The organism is Daejeonella sp. AP26 (assembly GCF_056680515.1).
This window is the reverse complement of the sequence record NZ_CM155286.1, coordinates 3,121,762-3,138,490: the sequence shown is the minus strand read 5'-3', so window position 1 is coordinate 3,138,490 and position 16,729 is coordinate 3,121,762. Positions and strand designations below refer to the sequence as shown.

16 protein-coding genes and 1 tRNA gene are annotated in these 16,729 nt (G+C 41.4%); 10 read left to right on the top strand and 7 right to left on the bottom strand.

The features are described from left to right. Nucleotides 1-13: 13 nt before the first annotated feature. Nucleotides 14-547, bottom strand: coding sequence for an SRPBCC family protein (locus AC1MCB_RS13485; protein ID WP_479965231.1), 534 nt, complete (start codon nt 545-547; stop codon nt 14-16). A gap of 56 nt (nt 548-603) precedes the next feature. Continuing rightward, nucleotides 604-2,082 (bottom strand): phytoene desaturase family protein, encoded by a 1,479-nt coding sequence (locus tag AC1MCB_RS13480; RefSeq protein ID WP_479965230.1) that lies wholly within the window; start codon nt 2,080-2,082, stop codon nt 604-606. A 156-nt stretch (nt 2,083-2,238) separates the two neighbouring features. On the opposite strand from AC1MCB_RS13480, the gene AC1MCB_RS13475 reads away from it, so the two are divergent. From AC1MCB_RS13475 to AC1MCB_RS13465, 3 genes are read left to right on the top strand one after another with little or no spacing between them, the layout of a single operon-like run. Beyond that, nucleotides 2,239-2,766, top strand: coding sequence for a hypothetical protein (locus AC1MCB_RS13475; RefSeq protein ID WP_479965229.1), 528 nt, complete (start codon nt 2,239-2,241; stop codon nt 2,764-2,766). A gap of 16 nt (nt 2,767-2,782) precedes the next feature. After that, complete coding sequence (locus tag AC1MCB_RS13470) at nt 2,783-3,469, top strand: lycopene cyclase domain-containing protein (RefSeq protein WP_479965228.1); 687 nt, start codon at nt 2,783-2,785, stop codon at nt 3,467-3,469. Continuing rightward, nucleotides 3,466-3,702: a cytochrome b5 domain-containing protein gene (locus AC1MCB_RS13465; protein ID WP_479965227.1), complete on the top strand. Its 237-nt coding sequence runs from the start codon at nt 3,466-3,468 to the stop codon at nt 3,700-3,702. The genes AC1MCB_RS13470 and AC1MCB_RS13465 overlap by 4 nt, the downstream gene beginning before the upstream one ends. Nucleotides 3,703-3,743: 41 nt before the next feature. Here AC1MCB_RS13465 and AC1MCB_RS13460 read toward each other — a convergent pair whose 3' ends face one another. Continuing rightward, nucleotides 3,744-4,658: a PfkB family carbohydrate kinase gene (locus AC1MCB_RS13460; RefSeq protein ID WP_479965226.1), complete on the bottom strand. Its 915-nt coding sequence runs from the start codon at nt 4,656-4,658 to the stop codon at nt 3,744-3,746. Nucleotides 4,659-4,770: 112 nt separating this feature from the next. Here AC1MCB_RS13460 and AC1MCB_RS13455 point away from each other — a divergent pair. From AC1MCB_RS13455 to AC1MCB_RS13445, 3 genes are all read left to right on the top strand, one after another. Next, nucleotides 4,771-4,844, top strand: a tRNA-Asn gene (locus tag AC1MCB_RS13455). A gap of 388 nt (nt 4,845-5,232) precedes the next feature. Beyond that, nucleotides 5,233-5,766 carry an antitoxin Xre/MbcA/ParS toxin-binding domain-containing protein gene (locus AC1MCB_RS13450; RefSeq protein ID WP_479965225.1) on the top strand — a complete coding sequence of 178 codons (534 nt, stop codon included), beginning with the start codon at nt 5,233-5,235 and terminating at the stop codon, nt 5,764-5,766. A 7-nt stretch (nt 5,767-5,773) separates the two neighbouring features. Further along, complete coding sequence (locus AC1MCB_RS13445; RefSeq protein WP_479965224.1) at nt 5,774-6,253, top strand: RES family NAD+ phosphorylase; 480 nt, start codon at nt 5,774-5,776, stop codon at nt 6,251-6,253. 15 nt (nt 6,254-6,268) lie between these two features. Here AC1MCB_RS13445 and AC1MCB_RS13440 read toward each other — a convergent pair whose 3' ends face one another. Then, nucleotides 6,269-7,024, bottom strand: a complete 756-nt coding sequence (locus AC1MCB_RS13440; protein ID WP_479965223.1) for a hypothetical protein — start codon at nt 7,022-7,024, stop codon at nt 6,269-6,271. Nucleotides 7,025-7,174: 150 nt separating this feature from the next. Beyond that, nucleotides 7,175-7,552, bottom strand: coding sequence for a transposase (locus AC1MCB_RS13435; RefSeq protein ID WP_479965222.1), 378 nt, complete (start codon nt 7,550-7,552; stop codon nt 7,175-7,177). Between the two features lie 299 nt (nt 7,553-7,851). Here AC1MCB_RS13435 and AC1MCB_RS13430 point away from each other — a divergent pair, with 299 nt between their 5' ends. Next, a complete protein-coding gene (locus AC1MCB_RS13430; protein ID WP_479965221.1) occupies nt 7,852-8,370 on the top strand; it encodes a hypothetical protein in 519 nt (172 codons plus the stop codon). 170 nt (nt 8,371-8,540) lie between these two features. Here AC1MCB_RS13430 and AC1MCB_RS13425 read toward each other — a convergent pair whose 3' ends face one another. Continuing rightward, the gene (locus AC1MCB_RS13425) at nt 8,541-9,308 is read right to left on the bottom strand and encodes an oxygenase MpaB family protein (RefSeq protein ID WP_479965220.1); all 768 of its coding nucleotides are present in this window, start codon (nt 9,306-9,308) and stop codon (nt 8,541-8,543) included. A 41-nt stretch (nt 9,309-9,349) separates the two neighbouring features. On the opposite strand from AC1MCB_RS13425, the gene AC1MCB_RS13420 reads away from it, so the two are divergent. Continuing rightward, a complete protein-coding gene (locus AC1MCB_RS13420) occupies nt 9,350-9,967 on the top strand; it encodes a hypothetical protein (protein WP_479965219.1) in 618 nt (205 codons plus the stop codon). A 72-nt stretch (nt 9,968-10,039) separates the two neighbouring features. Here the strand turns inward: AC1MCB_RS13420 and AC1MCB_RS13415 are convergent, their stop codons facing one another. Continuing rightward, complete coding sequence (locus AC1MCB_RS13415) at nt 10,040-10,282, bottom strand: YtxH domain-containing protein (RefSeq protein WP_479965218.1); 243 nt, start codon at nt 10,280-10,282, stop codon at nt 10,040-10,042. A gap of 222 nt (nt 10,283-10,504) precedes the next feature. Between AC1MCB_RS13415 and AC1MCB_RS13410 the strand changes: the two genes are divergently transcribed. Next, the gene (locus AC1MCB_RS13410; protein ID WP_479965217.1) at nt 10,505-13,615 is read left to right on the top strand and encodes a sensor histidine kinase; all 3,111 of its coding nucleotides are present in this window, start codon (nt 10,505-10,507) and stop codon (nt 13,613-13,615) included. An 84-nt stretch (nt 13,616-13,699) separates the two neighbouring features. Beyond that, nucleotides 13,700-16,612 (top strand): PAS domain-containing sensor histidine kinase, encoded by a 2,913-nt coding sequence (locus AC1MCB_RS13405; RefSeq protein ID WP_479965216.1) that lies wholly within the window; start codon nt 13,700-13,702, stop codon nt 16,610-16,612. Nucleotides 16,613-16,729 lie beyond the last annotated feature (117 nt).

Sequence of the window (16,729 nt, the reverse complement as noted above, 5' to 3'; positions counted from 1 at the left end):
TTAAAGGCAATATTTATTTGTTTTTCTCTGACATTTCTTTAAGGTTTCTCAAACCACTCTCAAAATCCTTCCCCATCATATTATCCATTGTCAGGTACATCCATTTATCTAGGGTTGCATCACTTTGGTCATTCATAGTCCAGGTGACCTTAGTCCCTCCCAGAACCTTTTCAAATTTAAAATGATTTTGAGCATCACTTTTAAAGGGTTCTTCAAACGTGAGTTTAATGTCAGCGTCCGAGTAAGGTTTTACTTCCTGGATCTGCATATTTCCTATCCCAAGTTCTTTTCCCGCCCATTGATATAAATGACCCGGGCTGCCAATGTCCCCTGAAATGGTTACTATCGCGGTCGGTTCCATTCTGCTCCACGGATTCCATTTTAAAAAATTATGGAAGTTGACCACGTTCTGATAAACAACGGAATCGGGGGCTTTAATGGTTGTTGAACGAGATACCGTATAGGTGTTTGGTAAAAACTCTGCCCCAATGGCAATAACCCCAGTTAACACTGCTAAGATTATTAACAAAATTTTCAGAAATTTCATCGTTAGGTATTAGGTTTACCTAAATTTATAAATTTTAAAGAAATTAACGAACGCTTTCAATCATTAAAATATCGTTGAGCTTCTTTCGCCGCAACCTGCCCAGAAATTATAGAAGGCGGCACTCCGGGACCGGGTACAGTTAATTGACCGGTAAATAATAAATTTTTAATCTTTTTTGCACGCATCTTAGGCTTTAGAAAAGCGGTTTGCCTTAATGTATTAGCCAGTCCATATGCATTCCCTTTAAAGGAATGATAATCGGCTGTAAAGTCATCTAGTGCATAGCTGCGCCTAACAATCACTGCATCGCGGACACGGTGACCGGTCACTTTTTCAAACCGGTCCATCATCAGATTATAGTACTTTTCTCTCATCTCTTCGCTGTCAACCAAACCAGGTGCAATAGGCATCAGAAAGAACAAGTTCTCCATACCTTCAGGCGCAACATTAGGATCTGTTTTAGAAGTGCATGAAACGTAGAACAATGGTTTAGAGGGCCATTGTGGTTCTGTGTAGATTTCCTTTGCATGCAGGTCGAAATCTTCATCAAAAAACAAATTATGATGTTCAATTCCTTCCAGCTTCTTATCAATTCCCAAATAGAAGAGTAGGCTTGACGGCGAAAGTGTGCGGTTTTCCCAGTACTTGGGAGTATAATTTCGATAAGATTTCTCAAGTAAGGTTTGATCTACAAATTGATAATCAGCATTGGCGATCACCATATCTGCAGAGTGAAAGCCTTCAGCTGTTAACACCCCGGTTGCTTTTCCGTCAACCACTGGTATTTTAATCACTTCACTCTGAAGGCGGATCTTTACCCCTTGTTCAATCGCCACATCCATCATAGCTTGTACAATCTCATTCATCCCACCCATGGGATACCATGTTCCCAATGCCAGATCGGCGTAATTCATCATGCTATAAAGCGCCGGCGTGTTCTGAGGAGTTGCCCCTAAAAACAAAACCGGGAACTCCAGTAACTTAATGAGCTTGGGATTTTTAAAATACTGACGGACATGCTTGCTCATACTCGTGAGCATCTGGATACGAAAACTTTCAATAATAAGCCCCGGTTCCAGGTATTCAGTAACAGAATGTGATGGTCTGAATACATAATCGCCCATCCCGGTACGGTATTTATATTCAGCCTGTTGGAGGAATTCTTGTAGCTTTACCGAACTTCCAGGCTCAAGCGACTCGAACAGCGCTTCCAGGTCTTTCATCCGGGCCGGAATATCAATCATGTCGTCCTTGCCATAATAGATTCTGTATCCGGGGTCCAGACGTTTAAGATCATAGAAATCGCTGACTTTTTTCCCAAACTTGTTAAAGAAATCTTCAAATACTTCCGGCATCCAGTACCAGCTTGGTCCCATGTCGAATTGGAAGCCATCCTTTTCCCACAAGCCTGCCCGGCCACCTGCCTGATTATTTTTTTCAAAAATGGTTACTTCGAAACCTTCCTTAGCAAGTGATGCTGCAGCAGCGAGTCCGGCAAAGCCAGAACCAATCACTGCGATGTGAGCCTTATTCATGTATCCATAAAGGTAATAAAGCAAAACTCTTTACACCTAAACACGGCAAACGAATTTGTAGATTTGCATTTTACCCTGTTTAAAACATGCGGTTGTTAGGGACGATTTATATCCCGGTGGCATAAACCTTGATTCAACCAAGCCTAAAGATTAGAGATGAAGTATCTATTGATATTCTTGTGTTTCACTATATTGTACGAAGTCTCTTCAGCGAAAACCAGAAGTGAAGAGATAGATAACATTAAACAGGCAATGATGCTCGCAGTAGAGAGTTCGAGGGTAACTGATTCGTTATATGCTGAATTGAGCGCACGTGATTCCGCATCTCCATTGATCATTGCTTATACGGGCACCTTGGAGGCGCTTAAAGCGAAGCACAGCTGGAATCCATATCAGAAGGTGAAATATGTAGCTAAGGCTCAAAAAACGCTCGAGAAAGCACTAAGGATTGAACCCAATAACCTCGAGATTCGTTTTATGCGTTTTTCCATCCAACATTACACTCCGGCTTTCCTTGGTTACAGTAAAGAACTTACTGAAGACCGCCAGATGATCATTAAGCAATTTATAAAAAAGAATTTTGGACAGGCGAATGCTGCCTTTCGCTCAAGTATTGCAAAATTTATGATCACATCAGATCGCTGTACCCCTGAAGAAGTCAAACTGCTCAAGAAATATATCTAAAAACCTGAGCGATTAAATGAAATCAGCCTACCTGTTAATTAATTTCCTTACGATAATATTTCCTATACTGCTGTCATTTGATAAGCGTGTGCAATTTTATAAGCAATGGAAATTTGTTTTTCCTGCCTTAATCGTAAGCGGACTAGTTTTTTTAATATGGGATTACATATTTACCATTACAAATGTCTGGTCGTTTAACGAAGAATACGTAATTGGAGTTTATTTATTTAACCTGCCAATTGAGGAGATCTTATTTTTCTTCACCGTGCCGTTCGCTTGTATATTCATATATGAGTGCCTCGATTATTATGTAAAACAAGATGTTTTAAAAACATTTATAGCCATCATAAACAGTCTTATTCTTTGTTTTTCAATTGTAATGCTGGTAATGTTTCACGCCCGCGTGTATACACTGATAACATTCAGTCTGCTTGGAGTGCTTGTGTTGTATGCCGGATTTTTCAGCAAAAAGTCTTATTTAAGCCGATTCTATCTTGCTTATTTAGTTTCTGTGATTCCTTTTTTTATAGTTAACGGGATTCTTACATCCATTCCGATAGTGATGTACAACAACGCTGAAAACTGCGATCTTAGAGTTGGCACGATTCCGCTCGAGGACTTTTTTTATTCAATGGCCATGCTGCTGATGAATATTTTGTTTTTTGAACGATTTAGGAAGAGCAGGAAATCAAGCGCAGTATGAAAGAGTTACAGGAGTACTCTAGATTTCAGTTAGCACTTCGTAACGGCCAGGATAAACCGGAGATCTGGGTAGCTTACCAGGGATTCATTTATGACGTATCAGAAAGCCGCTTGTGGAAGCGAGGGCAACATTACGAACATTGGGCCGGCCAGGACCTTACATCGGAGCTTAAAGATGCGCCGCATACCCAATCCGTTTTCGAGAAGTTTGAAGTAATAGGGATATTGAAATAATAGCAGGCAGCTGTTTATCTGCCTGCTGAAATCAACTATTTTTAGATGACAAAACTGCTCAGGTTAACAAACTGCTGAACGCGTGCCTCAACCTCTGTATGTTTTAGGTTTTTTATTTTCTCAGTTCCAAATTCTTCAACACAAAATGAAGCCAGGGCGGATCCGAATATAACCGCATTTTTCATGTTATTGAAGTTAACGGTGCCCACTTTAGCCATATAGCCAATAAAGCCGCCTGCAAAACTGTCGCCCGCTCCTGTAGGATCAAAAACTTCGGCTAACGGAAGGGCGGGAGCAGAGAAGATCTGATCCTTATGAAATAGTAAGGCACCATGCTCGCCTTTTTTAATAATCAGGTATTTCGGACCCATCTGAAGTATTTTATTCGCTGCTTTTACTAAAGAATATTCTCCCGATAGTTGGCGTGCTTCTGCGTCATTAATAGTTAATACATCGACTAACTTGATCGTTTCTAAAAGATCATTTAAAGCAACATCCATCCAAAAGTTCATGGTATCAAGTACAATTAGTTTAGGGCGTTTTTTTAAACGACCAATGGTAGTTGTTTGAACAGTTGGGGTAAGATTGCCTAATAACAGATATTCGCAATCTTGATATGATTCCGGGATGATAGGATCAAAGTCAGCCAAAACATTTAAATCGGTGACTAAAGTGTCCCGGCTATTCATGTCATTATGGTATTTCCCAGCCCAGAAAAAAGATTTTTGACCTTCTTTTATCTGAATTCCTTCCACATCTATACCATGATTTTTAAATTCCTGAATATCCTCCTGGTGAAAATCGTCACCCACCACTGCTACGATCTTTACATCCTCATAAAAGTAAGATGCTGATAGACTGGCATATGTGGCCGCGCCGCCTACAATTTTATCTGTTTTCCCGAAAGGAGTTTCAATGGCATCAAAGGCCATTGAACCTATAATAAGTAAGCTCATAAAATATTTTAAAAAAATTCTTCCGCAAATATTGCATTAATAATTTTAAATCCCGAATATTGCATTCCCAAACGGGACAAAGGCCTTCAAAGGCTTTTGTTAACCCAGAAATTCCTAAGTAGCTCAGCTGGTTAGAGCATCTGACTGTTAATCAGAGGGTCCCTGGTTCGAGTCCAGGCTTGGGAGCAACGATAACCCTTCAAATTAAGTTTTGAGGGGTTTCTTGTTTAATGACGTTTCCCAATTTCGTTTTCCGATAGCTTTCTATTCAATTGCCACTGGCTTTGGCCAGTGGATAAAATGTCATTGATTTAAAGGCCTTGGCCAAACCTCTAAACTGTCTATACACAATCCATGTTCTGGCTACGTCAAATCAAGTCTTATTGTTTATTGGCCTCCAGCTAAAGCTGAGACAATTGAATGAGGTTGACTAATTCACTCAACCTGGGAAGATATTGTTTCGAGATCTTGATGTTCAGAAAGCAAGTCAAGTCCGCTTGATTCATTATTCCAAACGTCATTATAGATATTCAAAAAAAATTTCTATTCAAAAAGAAAATAATTACATTTAGGTATGCGGAAGCACACACAAACAACGGATAAAAGTAGCAAGGTTAAGGTGACGGCAAAACAAGCCAAAACCGATGCGAACCCTATTTCCTATAAAAAAATTGTTGCCCAACAACATCCAGCTAATTCATTCGAAGAAATCTTTGAACGCTATCATGTTCATTATAAGTCTCCGTCCGCTAAGATGGTCGTGATCAGAAGAGGGATAGAAGCAGCTGCCATAAAAGACTTTATCCGCCTTACGGGGGTAACACAGGTTGATCTTGCCCATATACTATCCCTTACCGAGCCTACCTTGAGGAAGTACATTAATGAGGGCAAGGCGCTAAATCAGGGTGTTACAGAACATATTATCCAGCTGTTCGAGTTATTTGATAAAGGGATGGATACATTTGGCACCTTAGAAGAGTTTAAAAACTGGTTACCACATCACAATATTGGGATCAATGCCCAGCCAATCGACTTATTAGATACCATTACCGGGATTAACATCGTGATGACCGAATTACACCGCATAGATTACGGCATTCTGGGTTAGGTAAAGGATGTTTACCTATCGAATCAGCCAAACCCGTTATGCTGCTCTGTTAACCGCTTCCGGTATTTATGCCAGGTGGAACTATGAGGGCCGGCAGATTATATACACGGGTGGATCGGCTGCATTATCATGTTTAGAGCTTTCGGTTCATAAGACCGGAGCCTCTTTGCATTCCGGGGATTTTTCTATAACCACTTTCGAAATACCTGACCACCTCGATATTAAAGAGATCTTCATTGATGATTTATCTATAAATGCAAAAGACTGGTATACTGTAGCTAACTATCCCATAACACAAGAAATAAGCGAAGGATGGTTGAATTCCTCACGATCGGCTGTATTAAAGGTGCCCTCGGCAATTATTCAAAATGAATTTAATTACCTTTTCAACGTAAATCATCCGCATTTCAATAAAATCATGATTGTCAAAGTTTCTGCATTTACTTTCGATCCGCGACTCCAGACCAATCCAGACGCTGCCTGGTAGATTCTGAATAAAAGCTTAAGAACGCATAAACGCGGCAGCAAGCTCCACTGGCATAAATCCGATTTGACGAATTTGCCCTTCGTTGTTCCAGTAACTTAGCGCTGCGGCGACTACTATTATGGTTCCTGTCGGCGCAGATATTTCAAGTATTTGATTTACCGCAGGCTGCATTGCATCAACATACGACATCGAAATCGATTGGCTATTACCCTCAAAGGTTTGTGCATCATTTAAATTAAAGCCGACTACCCTCAGCTCAAGCTGGACATTGCTTGTTCCGGCCGGCGCAGCTATAGACTGGAAGGGGTTAATAACAGGAATTTCAATGACAACATCGCCATCATGCTGCTGGCTAATTGTTATTGAGAAACGAAGACAATCTTTTAAGTCCGAACTAAGTATAAAACGAAAGCCTGCTAGTGGGTTCTCCATTGGCTGAATTCCTTTCCGTGCAGTCAGCAGGGCCGTAAACTGTCGCATAGCAGGAGTCAACCGGTTTTGCATGTCACGATCTCTCGGATTAGGAAGCATAGATTCTAAAAGCTGCCTTAGAACTTTCGCTTTATTAGATGCGCGGCCATAGTCTTTGGCAGCTTTTTGGGAAGTCTTAGCTTGCTTCTGTATTGTCCGCATTAGGAACTTACCATTCCGCTTATAGAAAATAATGTTGTCAATAGTTTCGGTAGTCTCTGTGTCTATCTGCCTGCCCATGATAAAAATATGTTCCTTAAAGTTAAAAAACAATCGGATGTATTCGCCTGGCATTTTCATAAATTTTTAGAGTTGTAAAATAGCTTCATGTAATGGACTGGTCCGTGTCTTGTTCGTGTCTTGCCGCTAATTTAGTGGCAAGACACGAACAAGAGCAAAGCAAGGTCAGATTAAGGTGGCGAGAAGGTACTTTTTCAAACTGTTCCTGTATTAATATGTCTTATACTGAAATAGCTTTACAGATAGCGAACGGTTTACGATATCGATTCCTAAGGTGTCTTCGGCTGTAAGGATCATCATTTCCAGGGCGGTGATCTTTAAATTGGCTTCGAATGGTTGTTTTTCCAATTGCTTCTTTTCACGCTCAGCATCATCCACACCTCCCAGATCTGCCTGGGCTTCCTGCAGCCATTTCTGATACCATCTGACAAAATAACGCGAGGTATGTTCTCCGCTCAGGCCATACTTTTTAGCTAACTGGCCGTGGCTCAATTGGCCGGTTAAATACTCCCGGGCAATCAAGATTTTGCGGTTTTCATCGAATACGGGCGGAAGGCCTGCTTTACTTCCTTTTCTTGGTTTTTCCATTTGCGAACTTTAAGATATTAATTTGTTCGCTTTCTGTAAGGCAAATTCAGGAATGGACAATTCTTAGATTCAAATATGGACGTAAATTATAGACAGATAAAGAAATATATCGCTAGGGGTGTAGCGAATACAATCTGGACTTCGTATAGCTATTAGGAAAGATGATCAAAGCAGACTGACAAGCTTGCCATAGTAATAGATTTTAAAATTCCAGTTGTGGGCGTCCGGACTACAAATTCCAGGGAAGTTCTTGTGACGCGTTGCTATTGCAAGTACTTTATCTTAACTTAAAAGAAACGATGAAATACCTAGTGGGTTTATTTATTGCTGTAATGTTCTTGTCAGCCTGTGAAAAGGATGGCGTCCAATCGGATTTTGCGAAGAGCCGGGATGCCTGGAAGGATTTTAAGAAAGAGTCAAATAATAGTTACAGCTATACGGTGGCCACTTATTCGTGGGCGGGTTTTGGTGCGAAGACCATTATCACCGTGTCGAACGGTGTGGTTGCTGGCAGAATTTACAAGGGCTATACCACGGACGGACAGACAGGGCAGCAAACAATGACTGAATCCTGGATAGAGGATTTCGCCACTCTTAATTCGCATACGGGTGGCGCACAAGCGATTACACTGGATGCGGTATATGAAAAGGCAGCTGCGGTCTGGCTAAAAGTAGATGTTAGACAGAACGCCATTAGCTTTGAAGCCAAAAACAACGGCATGATCTCGAGCTGCGGCTATATACCCAACGGCTGTATGGATGACTGTTTTTTCGGCATTACCATCACAGATATCAGCAAAACAACGGTTTCAAATTAGGATCACCGAAATACTTAAAATCCGGAAGATCATTCTGCTAATTCTGCGGTGTTGGGTTCGCAATTTCCGATGATCATCTGTGTTGTAATTTGTTCCAGACATCCAAATCAATCCCGTTAATCCTCTCATCACATAAATTCAGGTCCAAACGCCGAAATCAATTCCAGGTTCTAGGCATCCAAATCAACATCCAAATTCTCTATCTCTTTTTGATAGGCTTTTGGGAGGATTAGGTTTTTGATCAACCTATCCATTTTGACTACTCTGCTTAATTTATAGAAAGCTAATATTGGCGACAACCAGGGGAATTCACCTAAGGACAGGAGCTGGTTTACCCGTTTTGGTACCACCATGACTTGGGCTTCCAATAAGATTTGGTATCTGATCAGACCAAGATGCTCACGATATTGCTTGTACAAATCTGTTGTGAAATGACTGTTTGCCAAGTTTTCCTTTAAATGTTCTTCACGCATTATTATCCAGCCAGGATAGGTAGAAGGCAATCCTTGAAGGTTCATCTGTAATCCTACCCTCTGAAAAACATTAAAAACTTCGGCTTTCTCTTCCTCAGAAAGCTGCCTCTCTAACACTTCGAAGGCCCGGATGGAATAGTCGATAAGCATAAAGAGTACATCACGATAAGCCCAGTCGGGGATTTGGCTCTCGCGCTTGCTCTCTACAGCCTTGTGTATGGAAGCGATCTTGTCAATTGCCTTCAGTGCGGCCTCTTGTTCTGAAAATACAATTTGACGGGCATAAGAAACAGTGCTGAATAGGCGTCCTAGAGGGTCGGAGGGGAGCTTACCGGTGTAGTAAAGCCAGTCTACTGCTTTATTTAAGGCAAACTCCGCGGAGGCACCGGCAAAAACGAAAAGGATGGTATCACCTTTTCCCCATATCTGCCTGACTATTGAATCTGGCTTCACAAAATAGACCATTCGGATTAATGTTTGCTTCGATAATCTGTATATTTAATAAGATGAATACGACAGCAACAGAAGACCTTGAAGAGGAAACCGTTAACGACGGTTTTCCGTCTATCTCTGTTTATCTGGATTATTCTTACCTCCCCCTGGAAACGTTTTTAAAGATAAATAATATTATTCTGCAGACGCATCAGTATATGGTCAACCTATTCGGGCTGGATAAGGAAGATATTTATCAGTGGTATCATTTCGAAATTAAGGAGTTAAAAACCGGGAATTCGTCCATCATTAATTTTGAATTTAACTTTCATTTTCCGGAAAAGATAAAGAAAAACGCCAAGCTCGAGAGAGCAATCAGACGGTTTGCCTTCGTGACCAGCCTTTTTGCCGCTGTTATAGCCGGTCAGGAGATTTACTTGAACATTTTAAAAATCAAGAATGAAAAGACGAAGCTTGAGCAGTCGGTACCTCCGAAAACTATCAAAGACGCAAAACGATTAAACTTAAATATCGAAAAGTTAAAGCGTCCAGACACTATAGCTTATCTGACTTCCGTTAAAAACGAACTTGCTGATGCAGTCGATGAAGATAATATACTAAGTCTTGAAATTAACGGGAATGAAATTAAGAAAACTAAACACCACTTTCACGCAGGTAGCTTTGACTTGTAAGTCGTTATAAAGGGATGACTGTTTGGAATGGGAAAAAAATTAAAGGCTCCGGGTCTTCGGAGCCTTTAGACGTTAATAATTATCGGTAGTGGGCGTATTACGTGAAAACTGATCTGAAGTTCGGTTAAACTGATCAGTAGTTTCGCTAAAACGGTTTTTTTGAGTGTTTCCAAATTCTTTTGCTTTATTCATCCACTCGGGGGCTTTCTCTTTAAGATCGTCCATCATTGACCTTCCGTCCGGTCTTTTTTTGGTGATATAATTAACGCCAGCGACAACTGCCGCACCAATAAGGAGATTTTTAAATAAACTCATAACTTTTAGATTTAAGTAAATGTCTATATCTAACACATTGCGAGCTTAATGGTTGCGAAAAAGTAAATTTTAATAAGCTGGATTTAGGAGCGTACTGGACCACAGTGTTTTAACTATTGCAGGCACACAGATTTTTAAGAAAAAAATAATACCTTGGATTTTAGGCAAAATAATTGGTTTAAAGCGAGCCAATATCTAAAGTCGCGATCTCAGTTCAGTACAATGAAAATATCAATGGTAAATTACCCCTTTTTGAAGGGCGGTGGAGAGATGGGAGCACTAATCCGTTCATTCAACTGGTCTGAAACGAGTATTGGAAGTCCCGATAATTGGCCCCAAAGTCTGCGTATTGCCATAAGCATTATTCTTCATTCGCAGGTCCCGATGTTTCTATTCTGGGGACCTGAACTGATTCAATTTTACAATGATGCCTACCGCCCTGGTTTGGGTGAAAATGGCAAGCACCCAAATGCACTGGGCACCAGCGGTTATAATACCTGGAAGGAAATATGGGATACAATAGGACCCATAATTGGGGGCGTAATGGAGAATGCAGAGACTGTTTCGTATGAAGATCAGTTACTGCCAGTATATCGTAACGGCCGTCTCGAAAATGTTTACTGGACTTATAGTTATAGCCCCCTCAATAATGAAAGTGGTATTCCACAGGGTGTGTTTGTGACCTGCTATGAAACGACTGAGAAGATAAAAGCATTTGAAGAACTGCAAGAAACCAGAGATACCTATGAGTTTGCAATTGATGCTGCTGACCTGGGCGTGTGGGATTTAAATCTCGCTAGCAAAATCTTTACGGTCAATAGCCAGCTCCGCGATTGGTTTAATTTAACAGGTGAAAACGTGGACTTTGCCACTGCTTTGAAAATGGTGCCTGCCCCTGATCGGCCCCGGGTATTGCAGGCTATTAACGACGCTATCAATAATGTAAGCGGTGGCGTCTATAATATAGAGCATAAGCTCATGGGCCCCTTAGGTGCTAACGAAAAGACGGTAAAGGTAAAAGGCAAAGTTTTGTTTAATAAGCAGGGACATCCTTATCGCTTTAATGGAACCCTGCAGGATATCACAAAGGAAAAGTCACACGAAGAATTGCTTATTGACAGTGAAAGGCATCTCCGAAATTTATTTAGCCAAATGCCGGCTGCCATATCCATTTTTAAGGGATCTGATTTTATAATCGAAGTTGTTAATGACAAGGCTTTGGAATATTGGAAAAAATCGTACTCGGAAGTTATTAACCGGCCGCTTCTCGAGGTTATTCGGCTATTTGCGGATACCCACTATGAAAAACTATTAAGGAAGGTCTATCAGTCTGGAGAACGGCATGAAGCCAAAGAACTCGAATTAGAGTTTGTCAGAAACGGAAGTGTTCAAAGCGTATTTATAAATGCTATTTATGAGCCTTATGTCGAATCTGACGGAAGAGTTTCGGGTGTTATGGTGATAGCAAATGAAGTTACTGATCAGGTAGTCATTAAAAAGCAAATACAGAAAAGCGAACAGCGGTATCATTACCTGGTGGAGCAGGCTCCAGTTGCTACTGCCATCTACATGGGTGCGGAAATGAAAATTCAAATAGCCAATGATGCCATGCTCAAACTGTGGGGGAAGCCTGCAAGTGTGATAGGGATGAATCTGGCTGATGCACTTCCGGAGCTGGAGGGTCAACCTTTTTTTGAATTGCTTCAAAAAGTATATACCACAGGTGAAACGTATTGGGGAAAGCATGATCGAGTAAATCTGGTAATTGATGGTGTCCTTCAAACCGGATATTTTAATTTTACTTACAAAGCTCTGCGGGATCCGGAGGGTGAGATCTACGGAGTTCTTAACATGGCTATTGATGTAACGGAGATGATCATAGCCCGGCGATTGTTAGAAGACAGTGAGCAGAATTTCAGGACTATGATCCTGCAGGCTCCTGTGGCAATGTGCGTGTTGAGAGGATCTGACCTTGTGGTAGAAATAGCCAATGAGAAAATGTTTGAGTTATGGGAGAAAACCTCAAAAGAGATATTAGGAAAACCTATTTTCGATGGCTTGCCTGAGGCACGGGACCAGGGTCTGGAAAAAATTCTACAAAATGTATATAACACCGGAGAGCGATTTACTGCCAGTGAACTGCCTATTTATCTGCTTCGTAATGGCCTGACTGAATTAACCTACCTTAACTTCATTTATGAAGCCATAAAAACTGAACCCGGAAGTACGAAGCGCCTTTTGGCTGTAGCTATTGACGTCACAGACCAGGTACTTAGCCGGAACAGGGCTGAAGAAAGTGAACAAGAATTCCGGCAAATGGCTAATTCAATGCCCCAAATTGTATGGACAGCCCAGGCTAACGGAGTTTTGAATTATTTCAATAAGCAGTGGTATGATTTTACTGGATTTTCTCGCGATTTCGGTGATCTTAGCCTAATTCCCATTCTTCATCCTGATGACGCGCCTATATTCCTGCATAGCTGGAGTAAAGCAGTGGACGATGGAAGTGATTTTGAAATGGAACTTCGGTTTGCAGATCGTAAAAAGAACAAACATGTTTGGTTCTTATGCAGAGCTACAGCCATTCGGGATGCCGAGGGCCGTATCATCAAATGGTTTGGCACCAGCACGAATATAGATGATCAGAAAAAGCAACAGCAGCAAAAAGATGAATTCATTAGCGTAGCCAGTCATGAATTGAAAACCCCCCTCACTACTTTGAAAGCGGGGTTACAGCTCATGGGCAGAGTAATAAAAACCGAAGCGACTTCTGAAAAGCTTAGGACATTGGTAGAGAAATCGAATTATAACCTCGGTAAGCTGAGCAGCCTTGTTGACGACCTGTTAAGCAGCACCAAAATTGAGCAAGGCCAGTTGTCATTGAATAAGTCGCTGTTCACGGTTTCATCACTTATTGACGAGTGTTGTGACCATGTTCGATTAGAAGGGACGCACCAGCTGATTACAACAGGAGACACCACTTTGCAGGTATATGCAGATCGCCAGAAGCTGGACCAGGTTGTAGTCAACCTGGTAAATAACGCTGTTAAATATGCTCCGCTTTCAGACAAAATCTTGATAAACATTAGCAGGGAAGGGATAATGGTTAAGGTAACGGTGGAGGATTTTGGCATTGGTATTCCACCTGAAAAACTTCCTTTTCTTTTTGACAGGTTCTACCGGGTCGACGTCTCTGGTGTACAATATTCAGGTTTGGGATTAGGATTATACATTTCTTCCGAAATTATTAAACGTCACGGAGGGTCGCTGGCGGTTGAGAGTGTTGCTGGCCAGGGAAGCAAATTCTCCTTCACGATTCCATCATTGACTTAAATAGAGATACTTATGGTCTGAAAACTGCGTTTGCTAATTGCTGCAAGGTATAATTTGTGTATTTTGTATCGGGGAACAGATAAAATGAATAATAGTTTATTTTACAAGCGGTTGGAATGGGCGTCCTTTACTTTGCTGCTGATTATTGCAGTGGCCATCGCCTTATTATTTTCCGAACATATCTCACTAACAGCGTTTAAAATAAGTCTGGCGGTTCTACTCCTCATCGCTTTAGGACTGTTTATTCTATTACGGCAAGCACTTACCGATACCATTACTCTCGGGAAACAAAGGTTTAAAAGCGCAGAGTATAAATTTGCTAAATTATTCGAATCCAATGTGATCGGAATATTGGTTTCCAGTCATCAAGGTGTGGTGATTGATGCCAATGATGCCTTCTTAAAAATGGTTGGCTATAGTCGGGCCGATCTTGCCAATTCGAAGATCCGTTGGGATCATGTGATCACACCGGAGTCAAAGGATGAGACTGATGCTGCCCTTGGACGGCTGGAGAAGGAAGGGTATTATAAACCGTTTGAGAAACACCTTGAACGGAAGGATGGAACAAGGTTTTGGGCCCTTTGCGGATCTTCTGCGCTTTACGACAAGAAAGAAGGAAATATCGTTTCTTACATTATTGATATCACCCAGCGTAAAGACGCAGAACACAAAGCCGCAGAATACGAAAATATTATAAAAACGCAGCAGGAAGAATTTAAGGCTGTATTTATGAATACACCGGCATATATATCGATCCGCAGGGGTCCGGAGCTGCGGTATGTATTTGTCAATAAGGCAATTTCTGCTATTTCAGGTAAACTTGACTTATTAGGTAAGACTAACGAAGAAGTTTTTGCTAGTACAGGACGTGAACAGGATAAGCTAAACGCTCAAAAGGTTTTTGAGACTGGTGAACCTGTCAAAGGGACTGCCTATAAACTCGATTATATAAATGAAGACGGGGAGCCGAAGGCAATATACCTTGATTATATGCTTGCCCCAGTATTTGACCATAATGGGAAAGTTGATGGGGTCGCATTTTTTGGGAATGATGTAACGGAACTTGTAACGGCTAACCAGGAAATGGAACTCAGTAAAAATAAGTTTGCATTCCTGGCAGACACCATGCCACACAAGGTTTGGATTACCAATGCGGAGGGGGAAATACAGTACTTAAATAAAGCTTGGTTTGAATACGCAGACATAAGGTCTATTGAAAAAGACGGCCCCCGATGGAAGGAAATAATTCATCCTGATGAGGTAGAGATGAACCGGCGGGCATGGAATGAGGCACGTGAGCAAGGGACGGAGTATTTGCTTGAGAGCCGTTTTAGGCGGCATGATGGTGAATTTCGATGGCACCAGGCTTATGCTGTCCCATTTAAAGATGCAAACGGCCAAATAGTATATTGGGTTGGGATTAATACGGATATTCATGATCAGAAAATGCAGTTGCAACACTTGCAGGATAACGAGGCTTATTTCCGAAATCTTTCTGAGGAAACACCTTTTATTGTTTGGAAATCTGACCGGTTTGGGAAGTGTGTTTACCTGAACAAGAAATGGACTGAATTTACAGGCCTGCCTGTGGAAGAGAGTCTGGGCGATGGATACCGAAAAGCGATGCTAATTGACGATTTCGACGCCTATCGCCGTAACTGGTTGGAGACTTTGCAAACTCATTCGTTATACCAAGGGAAATTTCAGCTGAGAGCCGCCGACGGAACCTATCGATGGTTTTTCTCACAGGCCAATCCGCATTACGTCAATTCAGTGTTCGAGGGCTATGTTGGAAGTATAATTGATATTACTGAGCAAGAGTTAAGTACCCGGGCTATCAAAGAGTTATCAGACAAGAAAGACGAGTTCCTGAGTATTGCGAGTCATGAACTAAAAACTCCGCTTACCAGCATCAAGGCTTCTATTCAGCTGATTGCAAGGGCTATTAGTACAGATCATAAAGTGAGCCCATTTGCCGTAAAAGCTTCCGAGCAGCTTTTGCGTCTTGAGCGTTTGATATCTGACCTGCTTGATGTATCAAAAATTAACTCGGGGAAACTAGTATATAATAACACGGTGTTTTATTTTAAAGAAATGCTGAGGGAGGTGGTGCAAAGCATACAGCAAACGACACCAAAGCATAAGATAATTGTTGAACATTCGGATAAGGTGATTCTGCTTGGTGACCGGTTCCGGCTGGAACAAGTTCTATATAATTTCTTATCAAATGCCATTAAGTATTCGCCGGAAGCAGATAAAGTAGTTGTCGCCTCCAGGGTGAAGGATAATAATCTGGTCGTTTCTATTCAGGATTTCGGCATTGGCATATCTCCGGATAACCTTAACAAAGCTTTTGACAGGTACTACCGGGTGGATGATACGGCCATGCGTTTTCAGGGTTTGGGTCTGGGCTTATTTATCTCGGCGGAGATTCTCAAACGCCATAATGGAAACTATTGGATTGAAAGTGAACCGGGAAAAGGATCTACGTTTTTCTTCTCACTGCCGTTAAATGATACTTCTCATTTGGTAAAACCAGAAACAGACGGCCAGAGTTTCTATAGCGACAGCAAAGTAGAGATTCGATATAATCCCATACTGCATTTGCTTGAAACCAATTGGAAAGGCTTTCAGAATTTCGAAACCATTAAGAAGGGATGTTTAGAAATGTTGCAGCTGCTCGAAGCAAATAAATGTACGAAGGTACTAAATGATAATACGCATATTCTCGGAAATTGGGCACTCGCCTCTGAGTGGGGAGGAAAGGTATGGTTACCGGCGATGGAAAAAGCTGGTCTGCGTTATTTTGCATGGATACATTCTGAAAGTACATTCAGTAAGCTGGCAGCCAATAAAATTGCCGATTATTCCCATGGACTCTTTGTAACTCAGTTTTTTGATCGTAAGGAAGAAGCAATTGCCTGGTTGGATCACGCCGAGGATCCTCAATCTCCCAAAGACACGTTCCCAGAGTCAAATGCAGCGGAATTGATTTAATGCATCCTCCGCATAAAATTTCTTTTATTGAAAGCCGTTCTAGCTTTTGACGAATCTGGTGCTTGCCAGCCACCCAAAACCATAACGTTGACGATCAAATATTATCTTCGAACAAAT

Excerpts from the sequence above, each read along its gene's own strand:
- AC1MCB_RS13485 (WP_479965231.1), bottom strand. The coding sequence starts at position 547 with ATGAAATTTCTGAAAATTTTGTTAATAATCTTAGCAGTGTTAACTGGG.
- AC1MCB_RS13480 (WP_479965230.1), bottom strand. The coding sequence starts at position 2,082 with ATGAATAAGGCTCACATCGCAGTGATTGGTTCTGGCTTTGCCGGACTC.
- AC1MCB_RS13475 (WP_479965229.1), top strand. The coding sequence starts at position 2,239 with ATGAAGTATCTATTGATATTCTTGTGTTTCACTATATTGTACGAAGTC.
- AC1MCB_RS13470 (WP_479965228.1), top strand. The coding sequence starts at position 2,783 with ATGAAATCAGCCTACCTGTTAATTAATTTCCTTACGATAATATTTCCT.
- AC1MCB_RS13465 (WP_479965227.1), top strand. The coding sequence starts at position 3,466 with ATGAAAGAGTTACAGGAGTACTCTAGATTTCAGTTAGCACTTCGTAAC.
- AC1MCB_RS13460 (WP_479965226.1), bottom strand. The coding sequence starts at position 4,658 with ATGAGCTTACTTATTATAGGTTCAATGGCCTTTGATGCCATTGAAACT.
- AC1MCB_RS13450 (WP_479965225.1), top strand. The coding sequence starts at position 5,233 with ATGCGGAAGCACACACAAACAACGGATAAAAGTAGCAAGGTTAAGGTG.
- AC1MCB_RS13445 (WP_479965224.1), top strand. The coding sequence starts at position 5,774 with ATGTTTACCTATCGAATCAGCCAAACCCGTTATGCTGCTCTGTTAACC.
- AC1MCB_RS13440 (WP_479965223.1), bottom strand. The coding sequence starts at position 7,024 with ATGAAAATGCCAGGCGAATACATCCGATTGTTTTTTAACTTTAAGGAA.
- AC1MCB_RS13435 (WP_479965222.1), bottom strand. The coding sequence starts at position 7,552 with ATGGAAAAACCAAGAAAAGGAAGTAAAGCAGGCCTTCCGCCCGTATTC.
- AC1MCB_RS13430 (WP_479965221.1), top strand. The coding sequence starts at position 7,852 with ATGAAATACCTAGTGGGTTTATTTATTGCTGTAATGTTCTTGTCAGCC.
- AC1MCB_RS13425 (WP_479965220.1), bottom strand. The coding sequence starts at position 9,308 with ATGGTCTATTTTGTGAAGCCAGATTCAATAGTCAGGCAGATATGGGGA.
- AC1MCB_RS13420 (WP_479965219.1), top strand. The coding sequence starts at position 9,350 with ATGAATACGACAGCAACAGAAGACCTTGAAGAGGAAACCGTTAACGAC.
- AC1MCB_RS13415 (WP_479965218.1), bottom strand. The coding sequence starts at position 10,282 with ATGAGTTTATTTAAAAATCTCCTTATTGGTGCGGCAGTTGTCGCTGGC.
- AC1MCB_RS13410 (WP_479965217.1), top strand. The coding sequence starts at position 10,505 with ATGAAAATATCAATGGTAAATTACCCCTTTTTGAAGGGCGGTGGAGAG.
- AC1MCB_RS13405 (WP_479965216.1), top strand. The coding sequence starts at position 13,700 with ATGAATAATAGTTTATTTTACAAGCGGTTGGAATGGGCGTCCTTTACT.